12 protein-coding genes are annotated in these 14,150 nt (G+C 42.9%); 7 read left to right on the forward strand and 5 right to left on the reverse strand.

Annotated elements, in window-relative coordinates:
* Together OFO07_RS07205 and OFO07_RS07210 are read right to left on the reverse strand one after the other, a co-directional pair.
* On the reverse strand, positions 1-1,995 hold a 1,995-nt coding region (locus OFO07_RS07205; protein WP_270871468.1), incomplete at its 3' end, for a hypothetical protein.
* Positions 1,996-2,218: 223 nt separating this feature from the next.
* The gene (locus tag OFO07_RS07210) at positions 2,219-2,746 is read right to left on the reverse strand and encodes a hypothetical protein (protein ID WP_270871469.1); all 528 of its coding nucleotides are present in this window, start codon (positions 2,744-2,746) and stop codon (positions 2,219-2,221) included.
* A 100-nt stretch (positions 2,747-2,846) separates the two neighbouring features.
* Between OFO07_RS07210 and OFO07_RS07215 the strand changes: the two genes are divergently transcribed.
* Positions 2,847-6,290 carry an acyl-[ACP]--phospholipid O-acyltransferase gene (locus tag OFO07_RS07215; protein ID WP_270871470.1) on the forward strand — a complete coding sequence of 1,148 codons (3,444 nt, stop codon included), beginning with the start codon at positions 2,847-2,849 and terminating at the stop codon, positions 6,288-6,290.
* A 64-nt stretch (positions 6,291-6,354) separates the two neighbouring features.
* Here the strand turns inward: OFO07_RS07215 and luxS are convergent, their stop codons facing one another.
* The 3 genes from luxS to mqnF all read right to left on the reverse strand — a co-directional run bounded on the left by luxS (position 6,355) and on the right by mqnF (position 9,112).
* On the reverse strand, positions 6,355-6,858 hold the full coding sequence (gene luxS, locus OFO07_RS07220; RefSeq protein WP_270871471.1) for an S-ribosylhomocysteine lyase: 504 nt from the start codon (positions 6,856-6,858) through the stop codon (positions 6,355-6,357).
* A 179-nt stretch (positions 6,859-7,037) separates the two neighbouring features.
* Positions 7,038-7,910: a signal peptide peptidase SppA gene (sppA, locus tag OFO07_RS07225; protein ID WP_270871472.1), complete on the reverse strand. Its 873-nt coding sequence runs from the start codon at positions 7,908-7,910 to the stop codon at positions 7,038-7,040.
* On the reverse strand, positions 7,898-9,112 hold the full coding sequence (mqnF, locus tag OFO07_RS07230) for an aminofutalosine deaminase family hydrolase (protein WP_270871473.1): 1,215 nt from the start codon (positions 9,110-9,112) through the stop codon (positions 7,898-7,900). Before mqnF ends, sppA begins: the two co-directional genes overlap by 13 nt.
* 121 nt (positions 9,113-9,233) lie before the next feature.
* On the opposite strand from mqnF, the gene aroQ reads away from it, so the two are divergent.
* The 6 genes from aroQ to mnmA are packed head-to-tail and all read left to right on the forward strand — an operon-like array spanning position 9,234 to position 13,675.
* Positions 9,234-9,701 carry a type II 3-dehydroquinate dehydratase gene (aroQ, locus tag OFO07_RS07235; RefSeq protein WP_270859780.1) on the forward strand — a complete coding sequence of 156 codons (468 nt, stop codon included), beginning with the start codon at positions 9,234-9,236 and terminating at the stop codon, positions 9,699-9,701.
* Between the two features lie 9 nt (positions 9,702-9,710).
* A complete protein-coding gene (locus OFO07_RS07240) occupies positions 9,711-10,742 on the forward strand; it encodes a M24 family metallopeptidase (RefSeq protein ID WP_270871474.1) in 1,032 nt (343 codons plus the stop codon).
* Positions 10,742-11,260 (forward strand): 2-amino-4-hydroxy-6-hydroxymethyldihydropteridine diphosphokinase, encoded by a 519-nt coding sequence (folK, locus tag OFO07_RS07245; RefSeq protein WP_270871475.1) that lies wholly within the window; start codon positions 10,742-10,744, stop codon positions 11,258-11,260. The genes OFO07_RS07240 and folK overlap by 1 nt, the downstream gene beginning before the upstream one ends.
* Positions 11,257-12,030: a nucleotide-binding protein gene (locus tag OFO07_RS07250; RefSeq protein ID WP_270859777.1), complete on the forward strand. Its 774-nt coding sequence runs from the start codon at positions 11,257-11,259 to the stop codon at positions 12,028-12,030. Before folK ends, OFO07_RS07250 begins: the two co-directional genes overlap by 4 nt.
* A 14-nt stretch (positions 12,031-12,044) precedes the next feature.
* The gene (locus tag OFO07_RS07255) at positions 12,045-12,647 is read left to right on the forward strand and encodes a TIGR00730 family Rossman fold protein (protein ID WP_270871476.1); all 603 of its coding nucleotides are present in this window, start codon (positions 12,045-12,047) and stop codon (positions 12,645-12,647) included.
* Entirely contained in the window at positions 12,644-13,675 is a 1,032-nt protein-coding gene (gene mnmA / locus OFO07_RS07260; RefSeq protein ID WP_270871477.1) for a tRNA 2-thiouridine(34) synthase MnmA, read from the forward strand. The genes OFO07_RS07255 and mnmA overlap by 4 nt, the downstream gene beginning before the upstream one ends.
* Positions 13,676-14,150 lie beyond the last annotated feature (475 nt).

Here is a 14,150-nt window from a genome sequence, read left to right on the forward strand (position 1 = left end):
GCCATAGATTGTCTTGCCTTCCAAGTCCCCAGCGTCTTTTGCGATAGTGATTTTGTTACCGCTCTCACTTTTCATGCCAAATTTGGTAAATTCATTGGTGTTGAATTCATTGTCGCTGTTTTCCCAAGTTTCTTCGAATTTATTTGTGCCTGTAATGTATATTGCTTTTTTATTTTCAGCAAACATGCCACGCAAATTTCGTGTATATGTATCTTTATCTATAATTTTATAAATTTGATCTGGTTGGATTGCGGTTATTACTTCGATATTGGTATCTTTTAGTGTTTTATCGGCATTTAATTTATCATCAATATCAACACTTTTATAATTTAAAATTTCGCTTTCTGAATTTATCAAATAGTATTTTCCTGCTTTTGTCAAATAGATTTTTTCGTATGCGTAATTAAATGTATCACCTATGCCGTAAGAAGGTGCTTGATCGTGTTCATATATATCATTATTTGCATTTGCTCCACTGTTTACAACGGCGATTGTATCTAAATTTGGACTATATTTTTTAGCATTTGCGGTCAAATCTCTTATAGCATTTGCGCCACCGCCGTTATTTCGTTTTTCATTTACACCTGTTCCACTATTTCCGCCTACGACGACTTCGACAGCTCCGTTAGTAGCGTTTTCGTTTAAGAAATTTATTGTAACGCCGTCTAAATCAGCTTGAATTTGAGCATCTGTTAGTTCTAAAACGGCATTTTTCTTGGTATCGGTTGCTTCTTTGAGTGTATTAAATTGTAAATTTGCAAAATTTTCTATTGTCCCTGCCTGTCGCAAACCAAAATTTTTAGTATCTCCGCCTAAGATTAGTGTGTTACCTGTGTTTGCTAGTTTTCCGCCGCCGACAATCCCGCCGACAACACCGTTCATAAAATAAACAGCACTATTTTCGCTTGTTCCGCCGTTTGCTTCGTTTAAACTACCATAGACATTGCCTGAAATTTTCGCAAAGCTTTCATTTGGAGTTAAATTTACGATAATAAGATTGTTTGATAAATTTGCATTATTTAGCCCTTTTACCCAAGAACCATAAGCATTTTTTATCTTTGTATCGCCGCTAATAACCGCTATATTATCTTTTAAAGTAGTTACGCCAGAACCACCGCTACTGTTGTTCGCACTACCGCCTGCTACTATGTTTCCGTTTGCATAGTCTAAATTTTGTATATACGCACGATTGCCTACTATTTCTTGGCTAGTTCCGTTTGGATTTATAATTCTACCGCCAAATATTACATTGTGTTGATCGCTATCTATACTTCTAGTAATAGTAGTTTTTGCTCCGCTTATAATGACTTGATTATACCTTGAATTTCCGCTACCGTTTTGTAAAAGACCAGAACTTATATTTACTTGTTTAGTTACTTGTTGAGTTCCTTGTTGAGCTACCGGAGCTTTTATCGTTGAACCGCTAATTTCTAGTGTATTGTATTGGACATCTCCACTGCCTCTTTCTATCGAACCTGCACGGAAATTTGCATCAGAGTTATTTTTTGAATCTACCATGCTGTCTGTTATTTTTACCGTATTGTAATTAGCATTGCCGGTAGCGCCATATGAATTTAGCGATATTAAACCACCATAAACACCACGAAAATAGCTCTTGTCTATTATTATAGAGTTGTTTAAAACACTACCGCTACCGCCAGTAATGTATCCGCCACGATAAGCAGGGTAGTTATCATGCTTTACATTTGTAACTTTTAAAGTATTATTTATTACATTTTCTTCGTTATTACTGCCGTTACCGCCATTTGCCCAGCCAGTTGTATTTACGACAAATTTTGTGCTTCCACTAGTGTCCTTTTCGGAAATTTCAACGGTATTGCCGCTATTTCCCTTTGAGCCGTCATAGGTATTGCCATTTTTTGTCGCACCAGTTATAAAATAATCTCCTGCTGCATTTACAAAGCTAACTCCGCCTACGGCAAACAAAATTGTAGCTAAGACAATGCTTCCTCTGCTTTGATTTAATGCTTTCATCTCAAACTCCTTTGAAATTTTATAAATAGCTGAAATTATAACTTAAATTACAGAAAAAAGCGGTAAAATTTAAAGAATTTATGGGAATATTTGCATTTTTTTAAAAATTTGACAAATTAGGCGTTTTTGGGCGCGGATTAAGTGCAAATTCTCGCAATGACAAATTAAACAAATTTCGCTCGCTATTGCCATTGCAAGGAAGCGAAGCGCTGACAACGCAAAATCAAATTTTCTGATTTAAATCCACGCTTTCGATTGCTAAATTTCTAAATTTAGCCAAATTTTCCACTTCGCGCGCAGTATCGCCAGTGCAAGGCAAAACTATATGAAATCCACGCTCAAAGCCTAAAAAATAGTTTTCGCCACTCCTGGCTATGCGGTTTAAATCGCTAGTAGCGAACTTCTCGCTCGCACTCGCCTCTCCATTAGCGAAGCTAATCTCACTCTCGCTCCATAAAAAATTCATCTGCACACTTGAAGGCTCGATATTTTCGGTGTTTGCGATATGTTTGCGAAGCATTTTGCGATAAAATTTAGGGAAAAACACCAGCCATAGCGCGCCCATGATTAGCGAAGCGACGCTTGCAATCGGGGCTGTTTTAAAAAGTCCGTCGATGATGATACCAAAGATCAAAAACTCAAAGGCGATCGCATAGGTGCTGACGATTTTTTGTTTTTTTGCTTTTTTGCTGTGAAGAAGCATAAATTTGTTAAGTGCGCTCACATCGCGCTCGGTGATAGTTACTTGCATAATTTTCCTTGATAAAATTTGGCGCATTTTATCAAATTCGGCTTAAATTTTCTATGTTAAATTTAAAAGGCTAAAATTCGCGCAAATTCAAGGAAAAATTATGAAAAATTTACTCAAAATCAGCGGTTTTTTACCCTTTATGATAATAATGTTTATCAACGCTAGCGTAGATCTCGCGCACAAAATCACTATCCAAAATGTCCTAGTCAAGAGCTTTTCGGGCGACACGCTCATTGCCCTGACCGCGCTTGTAAATATGCTAATCTTGCTTCCATATATTTTTTTATTTAGCACTTCTGGCTTTTTAAACGACAAATTCTCGCGCACGAAAATCACTCGCGCTTGCGCCCTGCTTGGCGTGGCTTTGTGCGCGCTAATCACGCTTGGATACATTTGCGGGTGGTTTTATTTCGCATTTTTTATGACGATTCTTTTGGCTGCGCAAAGCGCGATATACTCGCCCGCGAAATACGGATTAATCAAAAAAATCGTCGGAGCGAAAAATTTAGGCGCGGCAAACGGCGCAGTGCAGGCTCTAACCATAATCGCGATTTTGCTCTCATCGCTTGTGTTTTCTGTGATTTTCGAAAGTTTTGCAAAGCAAGGCGCAGGTGCTGGCGAGCTTTTGCGCTCGGTGTGGTTTATCGGGCTTTTGCTCGTGGCTGGCTCTATGGTGGAGGCGTATTTTGCCTATAAAATTCCATATTTTGACGCTAGCGAACCTGAGGCGAAATTTGAATTTGCCAAATTCGCAAAATTCGAGTATCTAAGGCAAAATTTAAAATTCGTAACCTCGGATAAAAATATCTTGCTCTGCACGCTTGGACTTTCGATGTTTTGGGCTGTTTCACAGCTCGTAATTGCGACATTTCCGGCGCATTTCAAGGCTATTAGCGGAAATGATAATGTGATGATTATCCAAGTCATTTTAGCACTAAGCGCAATCGGAATTGCGCTGGGAGCGGTGTTTGCAGGAAGCTACTGCAAAAAACATATCGAGCTAGGAATCGTGCCATTTGGCGCGTTTGGACTAGGACTTGCGCTGATGATTTTAGCAAACGCGCACTCAGCATTTACGCTATCTTTGGCGTCGCTATTTTTCGGATTTAGCGGTGGAATTTTCATCGTGCCACTTAATGCGAATATTCAGTTTTTTACCCGCGATGAGCGCATGGGGCGCGTGCTAGCGGGGTCAAATTTTATCCAAAATATCTTTATGGTGCTGTTTTTGATAATCGCCATAATTCTAGTAAATTTTGCCGTGTATAGTGGCGAAATCTTTGTAATGTGCGCGCTGTGCGTGCTAATTTGCGGAATTTTTAGCGCCAGATACCTGCCGCACCTTTTCATGCGAATTTTGCTTTTGCCGTTTTTGAAATTTGGATATAAAGTCCGCGTCGATGGGCTAGAAAATATCCCGCAAAGTGGCGGAGTTTTGCTACTTGGCAATCACATTAGCTGGATTGATTGGGCGGTCGTGCAGCTTGCCTGCCCGCGCGCTGTGCGCTTTGTAATGCACAGAAGCTATTATGAGCTGTGGTATTTGAAGTGGTTTTTGAAAATTTTTGGCGTAATTCCGATCGGCGCAGGGGTCAGTAAAAGTGCGCTTGGCGCGATAAAAGAAGCCTTAAACGCTGGCGAAGTGGTGGGGCTTTTCCCAGAAGGGCACATTAGCTATAACGGCAGAATTGATGAGTTTCAAGCTGGATTTGAGCACGCTGCACGGGGCGCAAATGCCGTGATAGTGCCGTTTTATATCCGTGGGCTTTGGGGTTCGACATTTTCGAGGGCTAGCGAACATTATAAAAAAACAATCTCCAAGCTTGGCACGCACGCTTTGAGGGTGAGTTTCGGCACGGCTTTGGATATAAACGCCAAAGCGCACGAGGTCAAAAAGGCCGTGAGAGAGCTATCGTTTTTTAGCTGGGAAAAATACCTTAGCTCGCTCGATCCACTCGCATATAACTGGCTAAATCAGGCGAAAATTTCGCCATTTAAAACTACCGCGGTCGATAGCACAGGGGTGAAATTTACAAATTTAGCGATGATGAGCGCGCTAATAATGTTTCAAAAGCGCCTAGCGCCGCGCATAGGAAATGAAAAAAACATAGGCATAATCCTGCCTAGCTCCGTGATTGCAAGTGCGATAAATTTGACGATTTTAGCCATGGGAAAAATCAGCGTAAATCTCAACTACACTCTAAGCGAAGAAAATCTCGTGTATTGCGCCACAAAGGCGAATCTGCGCACCATAATCAGCTCGAAAAAATTTGTCGAAAAGCTAAAATCGCGCGGATTTGAGCTAGAAAGTAGCCTTGGCGAGAGATTAGTGTATTTAGAGGATATCGGCGCAGATATCACGCGCAAAGAGCGCATAAGCACGGCGATAAAGGCTCTTTTGATGCCAAAATTTTTATTCGAGGTTTTGTATATCGCGCCACACGCAATCGACGATGAGGCTACGATTTTATTTAGCAGTGGAAGCGAGGGGCGCCCAAAAGGCGTGGTGCTCACGCACAAAAATATAATGGCAAATGTGCGCCAAATTTCCGAACTCGTAAATGCCACGGGCGAAGACGCGCTTTTGGCGTCTTTGCCGATTTTTCACTGCTTTGGACTAACCGTTACGACGCTATTTCCGCTAAATGACGGACTTTTGAGCATACATGTCCCAGATCCGACAGACGCGTTTTGTGTGGGCAAAATGAGCGCGAAATACGGCGCGTCGATTATGTTTGGAACCTCGACATTTTTTAGACTTTATGCCAAAAACAAACGCCTAAATCCGCTAATGTTGCGAAATTTGCGCCTTGCAATCGCAGGTGCTGAAAAACTGAGCGAGAGCGTGAAAAAGGACTTTAAGGTCAAATTTGGCGTGGATATCTACGAAGGATACGGCACCACAGAAACTGCCCCTGTGGTGAGCGTAAATACGCCAAATATTTTAGAGCCTGATTTTTTCAAAGAACTTGCCTTCAACCGCGAAAAAAGCGTGGGTTTGCCACTAGCTGGCACGATAATAAAAATCGTCGATCCCGCGAATTTCACCGAGCTTGGAAACGGCGAAGCAGGGCTAATCCTAATCGGCGGGGCGCAGGTGATGAAATGCTACTACGACGAGCCAGAGCGCACGGCGCGCGCGATTATCGAAATCGATGGCGTGAGGTATTATAACAGCGGCGATATCGGATACTGCGACGATGACGGGTTTTTGTTTATCACAGACCGCCTTTCGCGCTTCGCAAAAATCGGTGGCGAGATGATAAGTCTGGGCGCAGTAGAGGGGGCGATAGGCGAAATTTTAGGCTCTACGGTTAGCTTTTCGTGCGTAAATTTGGCCGATGAGAAAAAGGGCGAGAAAATCGCGCTACTATACAGCGCCGAATTTGGCGAAGATGAAATTTCGCAGATGATAAAGGGCGCAAATTTAGCCCCGATAATGCAGCCAAGCGTGGTAAAAAAAGTGGGCGAAATACCGATTTTAGGCAGTGGCAAGGTGGATTTTAAAGCTGTGAAAAAAATGGCAGAGGATATGGGAATTTAAAATTTTACTAGGCAAATCCTCGCAATGACAGATTGAGCAAATTTATCGTCATTGCGAGTGAAATTTACTTCACCAAAGATAAATCAAGTTTGATTTCGTCGTTTTTGATGACGCAAATGCCCTTGTTTAGCACATTTTGTGCGATTTGCTTGGCGCCTTGCAAAGAGTGCATTTCGCAGGTGCCACACTGAAATTTATTTAGCTCTGGTATGTCGCTTTGGCATTTTACCGCTAGCACATCGCGCATAGAGCTCTTCCACGCGTGAATTATCTCCTCTTCGCGCGGTTCGCCGATTAAACTCATATAAAATCCAGTCCTGCACCCCATTGGCGAAATGTCGATGATTTCGACATCGGTGCTGTTTAAATGCGCTCTCATAAAGCCCGCAAAAAGGTGTTCGAGCGTGTGAGTGGCGCGCTCGCTCATAATCTCTAAATTTGGCCTGCAAAATCGCAAATCAAAAACGCAAATCTTATCTCCGCCCTTTGTGGTCATTTTTTTGGCGAGTCGCACGCCAGGGGCTTTCATCTTGGTATGATCTACTAAAAAACTATCAAGCAGTGGCATTTTTTCTCCTTTAAAGTCGTTTGATTTCTTTTTTTTCAAATAAAATTTCGCTAGGGCTTTTCTCGTCAGAGAAAAAGACATTATAAACAAACATCGAAAACACCGCGGTCGTAACGATAGCCATAAAAATCAAAACCGCGAAAATTATCTTGCGAATTATCAGCATGAGCAAAAAGCCCTTAAAACGCCATTAAACGCGCGCCCGCAAGATTATAAACCATCGCAGAGCCCTGCGTGGCGAGTTTGTTTAGCATTTTTTCATACGGGCTTGGTTCTAGCCAGATTGGATTTGATACGCCACTTAGCTTTTCGCACGCTGTTTTGGCGCTTTGCAGTGAGCCGACCTCGTCGATTAGGCCTAGTTTTTTGGCCTGCGCGCTTAAAAACACCCTAGCGTTCGCCCAAATTTCGCGCTCGTCGAATTTAAGCTTTCTCGCACTTGCCACTTCGCGTGCAAATAGCTCGTAGCTTTGATTTACTAGGCTTTGCAGACTTTCTCTCTCAGCCTCGCTCCACGGCCTCATCATGGTTCCTGCCTCTTTAAATTCCCCAGCCTTTACGACCTGCTCGCTAATGCCGATTTTTTCGGTTAAATTCGAAACATCAAGCCCTTGCATAATCACGCCGATTGAGCCAATAAACGAGCCTGGGTTTGCGTAAATTTTACTAGCCCACACGCCACTAAGATAGCTTCCACTCGCCATTGTGCCTTTGGCGTATGCTACGACTGGCTTTTTGGTGTTTAGGGATTTTATCGCTTGTGAGATTTCTACGCTTGGGCTTAGAGCTCCGCCTGGGCTATCAATGATGAGCAAAACGCCCTTGATTGCGCCGTTGTTTTCGATTTCTTTGATTTTTTCTAAAATTTGGCTATCGTCCATAATCGCGCCGGTCAAATTTATCGTGGCTAAATTTGCATTTGGACTTTGCGCGCTCTTATCCCCGCTAAAAATCAAAAACACAATGAGCAAAAATATCATTGATTTAAAATATTTATTTATAAAGCCAAGCACCGCTAAAATGGGCGTAAAAAGGTTTTTTAGAAATTGCATTTTTTGCCTTTGATATATAGTGATTTCGCGTTTTTACTCTGTAAAATCAGCTGTAACGCTAGCTGGCTCTCATCGCATTCAAATCCCTCAAATACGGCGATATCTGCGATTTTGCCACTGCTTAGTTCGCCTAAATTTAAATCCAGCGATTTTGCCGCGCGGTTTGTCGCACCTAGCAAAAGTTCGCGCGCAAGCTTGCTAAGCTCCAATCCATCATGCACAAAGAGATTTGCCCTAAGCTCATCGAGAAAATTTAGGCTGATATTCGAGCTTAGCCCGTCTGTGCCGATAGAAAATAAATAGCCGTTTTTGATAACGCTAGTTAGCTTTAATCTATCTCTGCCTAAAAGACGGTTTGAGACCGCGCAGTGCGTGATAGAGTGGAGTTTTTTATCAAAAAGTTTGAGATCTGCAAAGACGCAGTGCGTAAAGAGCGTGCGCACGCCCTTGAAATACTCGATATAGCTTTTTGGTGAATAAAATGGTTTTGGGTTTGGCAAAAACGCCCCAAGCCACTCTTTAAACGCGCCCTTGCCGTGTTTGATCCAGTCGCGCTCGTGGTTGCTCTCCATGAAATGCGAACTCATCAAAAGCTCGTTATCGCGGGCAAAATCAGTGGCAAATTTCGTGATTTCTGGGTGCGTGGAGTATGGCGCATGCACGGAGACTGCCGGGATAAACAGATCGCTTACAAGCTCAGCGGACCTTGTGAAGCGCTCGCTAAATTTATCTATATTTGCGTCGATTGTGTTTTTATCTGCGCCTAAAATTTCGTTGAAAAACACGAAGCGCGCAGGCGATTTGGCGCAAATTTGAGCCTCTGTGCCAAAGCTAGAAATTTCGCCGATTGTAGCCACGCCTGATTTCATCATGGTTAAAATTTCTTTTTCGATTATCGTTTCTAAGGCCTGTTTGGAGAGTTCTTCTCTGGCATTTACGATAGAGGCGACCCATTTTACGAAATCGCCATAAATCAGGTGTGTGCGGTTCGCGCTAAATTCTAAATGCGTGTGAGTGTTGATAAATGCTGGCATAGCGATATCGTCCCCGCAATCGATAAATTCAGCCTCGGGGTATTTTTCCCTAGCTTCATTTGGTTTTAAAATTTCTTCTATTTTTTCGTCGAAAACTACGGCTTTATCGCGGTGAATTTTAAATTTTTCATCGCAGGTTAAAATCCACTTCGCCTTTAAAATTTTCATAATTAATCCTTGTGATTTGTGATGAAATATTTTACAACAAATTAGTAAAAATTTAAGATAGTCAAAAATAAGCAATATTTGGCTATAATGAGCGATTAAATTTTTTTAAAAAGGACAAAAAATGAAAATTATGGTAATCCAAGGACCAAATATCAACCTTCTAGGACTACGCGAGCCAGGGATTTACGGCCGTATGAAAATGGAAGATATCCACAGACAAATGCAAGTCGTAGCAGAGCAAAGTGGCGTAGAAATCGAGTTTTTCCAAAGCAATTTCGAGGGCGAGCTAGTCGATAAAATCCAAGAGTGCTACGGCACATGCGATGGAATCATCATCAACCCAGCCGCTTACACTCACTCATCAATCGCTATGAGAGACGCGCTTATGGCTGTGGCGTTGCCTACGATCGAGGTGCATATCTCAAACATCAATCGCAGAGAGGAATTCCGCGAAAAATCAATGATAGCCCCTGTTACAGCTGGTCAAATCATCGGCTTTGGCCCTGTGGGATATCATTTGGCGATGATTGGTATGCTTCAAATTTTCGAGCAAATCAAGGCTGCAAAAGAGGCGAAAAAAGAGGCGTAATCAAAGCAGATGAACTACATTTTAAGGGATACTAACGCCGTATTTTGGGAGTGCGGATATGCGTGCGATAACTGCATATTTCTAGCTCTTAATGGCGCGCGGTTTTTTATCACAGACGCTAGATACAGCCTCGAAGCTAGCGAGTTAGCCAAAAATGCGCAAATCGTGCAAAGCTCGGATTTAACCCTTTCTGCGCGTAAAATTTTGCGCTCTTATAAGGTGCGAGCTGTGATTTTTGATCCTAATGATTTTAGTTTTGGCGCATTTAACGCACTAAGTAAAAATTTAAAAACGCGCTTTATCCCAAAGCCAAATTTTAGCCAAATTCGTCGCACGATAAAAAGCGAAAATGAGCTTGAAATCTTGCGCACTGCGGCTAAAATCGGCGCTAGCAAATTTGATGAATTTGCCAAATTTGTGAGCGAAAATGGGCTTGGTATGAGCGAAAAAGAGCTGTTTTATAACGCGACTTTGATTTTCAAAGATAGCGGAAATTTAGCCCTTAGCTTCGAGCCGATTGTGGCGATTAACCAAAACGCCGCCAAGGCTCACGCTCTGCCTAGCGATGAGCGTTTAAAAGACGGCGATTTGCTTTTATTGGACGCTGGGGTGAGGTATAAAAACTACTGCTCGGATCGCACAAGAACGGCGAAATTTAGCGCACAAAACGGCATAAATTTTAGCAAAAATCAAAATTTTGGCGATACGAAAAAAGATAAAATTTACGCCATTGTCAAAGAAGCCCAAAAACGCGCCATAAACGCCGTAAAACCCGGTGTTGCTGCGCGCGAAATAGATAAAATCGCGCGAGATTATATCGCAAGCGAGGGCTTTGGGGCGCAGTTTTTGCACTCTACGGGGCACGGCGTGGGCGTGGATATCCACGAACTGCCGATTATTAGCCCGCGCTCGAAGGCTATTTTAGAGGAAGGCATGATTTTTAGCATAGAGCCTGGGATTTATTTGCAAGGCGAGTTTGGCGTGAGGATCGAAGATACCGTAATCGTGACAAAAAATGGTTGCGAGGTTATGAGCGAATAATGCAAATTCTAGCGCAAAAAAACGGATTTTTAAGGCTAAATGAGGCTGTGAGGGTTATAAAAAGCCGGAATTTCCCGCGCAAATTCGCCAAAAAAGAAAATTTTAAATTTTGCTATATTTTAGGGCTTGGCGGAAACATCGGTGACAGCAGGGCGCGCTTTGAGCGTGTGTATCACCTGCTACAAAAAAATCCGAATTTTTTCGTTTGCGCTTCGTCGCAAATTTTAGAAAACAAGCCATTTGGATTTTTAGAGCAAAGCAATTTTTTAAACGCTACACTATGCGTGCAAAGCTCGCTCGCACCGAATTTAATGCTAAAAACTATGCAAAAAATCGAGCTTAAATTTGGGCGCAAACGAAGCTTCAAAAACGCTCCGCGCACGCTAGATATTGATATTTTGTATTCTAGCGCGAAAGTTAGGCGAAACGAGCGCTTAATCGTGCCGCACAGGGGCGCAGCAGAGCGCATAAGCGTGATTTATCCACTTGGAAGTATGATTGAAAAAGGTTTGGTATGAAAAATAAAATTCTAACATTTCTAAGCGCAAAAGGGGGAGTTGGCAAGAGCCAGATTGTGGCGAATTTCGCTCAAATTTTAGCTAACGCAGGATACGCTGTGGCTGTGCTAGAAGTGCCAAATTTCAATAACCAAGAGATAATCTTAAACGCTAAAATCGACAAAAACCAAATTTTTGTTTTCGCAAACTCTCAGGCCAAAGGGCTTAAAATTTTGCCAAATTTGACGCTGATTGCGCCAAATGACGGCGTGTTTTTAAGCGAAGATGGCGCGATAGAGAGCTTTTTGGGCGCAACGCTTGGCGCGGATATGTTTGATTTCATCTTAATCGACGCTTCGCTAGATTATGCGAAAAAACTAGTAGAATTTGACACTGAGCCGATTGTGGTGTGCGCGAACGAACCCTGCGCTATCAGCAACACTTACGCGTTTTTGAAATCGCTAAATTTGCCACAAAAAGAGATTTTGTTTTTGATGAATTTCGCCTCTTGCGAGGACGAGGCTGTGGGGATATTCGAAAATCTAAAATCCGTGGCGCAAAAGAATTTGGGCGAGGTGAAATTTGGGCTAGTTGGCTTCATGCCTTATGATAAATATGTCTTTATAAACGCCCAAAACAGGGAGCTTTTTAGCATTTCGCGCCCGTTTTGCAAGGCTAGTATCGCGCTTCGTGATAGCGTAAGCAGGACGCTGGTGGCACTTGGGCTTGAAGCTTTGCCAAAGCGCGGCGCTTTCGGTGGCTTTCTAGGAAAGCTTAGTAATTTAATCTAAATTTTAATCACACAATGCAAATACGAGAAATTTTACAAGATATCAGAACGGCGAAAAATAGCCTAAATTTCATAGAACCAGGCGTTACGATTTTTGGCTCAGCGAGGCTAAATGCGAGCAATCAATATGTCAAAGACGCAGAAAAACTCTGCGCGGCGCTCGCTGATATGGGATATGCGGTCATCACAGGCGGAGGAGGCGGGATAATGCGCGGGGCAAACAAAGGCGCATTTGCTCGCGCAAAAGCCCCAAGCGTGGGCTTTAACATAAAGCTTCCTTTCGAGCAAAAAAGCAATGCGTTTTTGACTCACGATGTGCATTTTAAAACCTTTGCCCCTAGAAAAGGCGCACTCATCGCAAATAGTGAAATTTTCGTCATTTTCCCGGGCGGATTTGGGACGATGGACGAGCTGTTTGAGGTATTAACCCTCAAGCAAACAGGCTTTAAAACAGCCCAAATTTACCTATACGACGCCAAATTTTACGCCCCTTTGGTGGAGTTTTTCAAAACCTCAATGTTGGCTTTGGGGACGATTGATAAGGGCGATTTGGCGGGATTTAGGCTGTGTTCTAGCGTAGAAGAGATAATAGAGCATATCAAAAAGGAGAAAATTTGAAAATCATGGTCGCCCTAAGCGGGGGCGTGGATAGCTCGATGAGCGCGAAGCTTTTAAAGGACGCTGGGCACGAGATCGAGGGCTGCTATATGAAGCTACACGAAAAGCCGGGCTATCACGAGAAAAATATCGAAAAAGTGCGCAAAGTAGGGGAGTTTTTGGGGATAAAAACGCATATTTTGGATTTGCAAGATGAGTTTAGGCGCGAGGTTTATGAGCCATTTGTGCGCACATACCAAAACGGCCTTACGCCCAATCCCTGCGCGCTGTGTAACCGCACAATCAAGCTTGGCAAGCTTTTGGAATTTGCCTTTGCAAACGGCTGCGAACGCCTAGCCACTGGGCATTATGTGCGCGTGGAAAACGGACTTTTAAAAAAGGCGCGCGATGAGAGCAAAGATCAAAGCTATTTTTTGGCAAATGTTAATCCAAGTGCCTTAAAATCTATGATTTTCCCGCTTGGCGAAATGCTTAAAAGCGAGGTCAAAGCCAAGGCTAGCGCGTATCCAGAGCTCATCGAAATTGCTTCGCAAAGCGAAAGTAGCGAGATTTGCTTCGTGGAAAATACCTATATCGAAATTTTACAGCGCCACACAAATACCAAAACCCCGGGCGTGGTAAAAAACGCAAATGGCGAAATCATCGGCACTCACGAGGGTTATATGCATTATACAATCGGCAAAAGGCGCGGGTTTCGCATTGACGGCGCGCATGAGCCACATTTCGTGCTCAAAATCGACGCACAAAATAATGAAATCATCGTCGGCGGGCGCGATGAGCTCGATACTTACGAGTTTTCGACGCGAAATTTAAACGCATTTGTGAGCGTAGATGAAATTTTAAATGCGCCAAATTTGGGCGTGAAACTTAGATACCGAAGCACGAAAATCCCTGTAAAAATTGCGCTAAATGAGCGTGGCGGGGTTAGTGGCACGCTCTCTCAGCCGGCAAATGGCGTAGCTGGGGGACAGCTGGCGGTTTTTTACGACGAAGAGGACCGCGTGCTAGCCAGCGGGTTTATTGAGTAAAATTTTAAATTTGCAACGCTAGCTATTGTCATTGCGAGCAAGTCTTGCTTGCGTGGCAATCTACGATTTAAAAATTCATACCGCCAAATTTGCTGTCATTGCGAGAAAACGAAGTTTTCGAAGCAATCCAGGAAATTTAAATTCGAAATTCAACCTAAATTTAGCATTGAACGATTTTTGAATTTTAGGCTAAATTTTGAAATTCTCCGTAAGGGGGAAGGGGGCTTGAATTACTCTGCTTCGCTTCGCTCGCAAGAAATGCCGGCTGTCGCCGTCGCTACGCTCATTTTGCGAGGTCGCGCCCCTTCCCCCTTACAATCCCCCAACCCTCGACGACGCTTTACAAGGTGGCTAAATTTAGAAAAACTTCGTTTTTCTAAATTTAGCTGATTTTATTTTACTGAAATGCTTCGCATTTCTGTGCAATTGCAAAGTAAAATTCCGGGGCAGTGTTTGTGGAAATTAAAATTTCAAA

The organism is Campylobacter sp. JMF_06 NA1, from assembly GCF_027737785.1.
Lineage (GTDB): Bacteria > Campylobacterota > Campylobacteria > Campylobacterales > Campylobacteraceae > Campylobacter_B.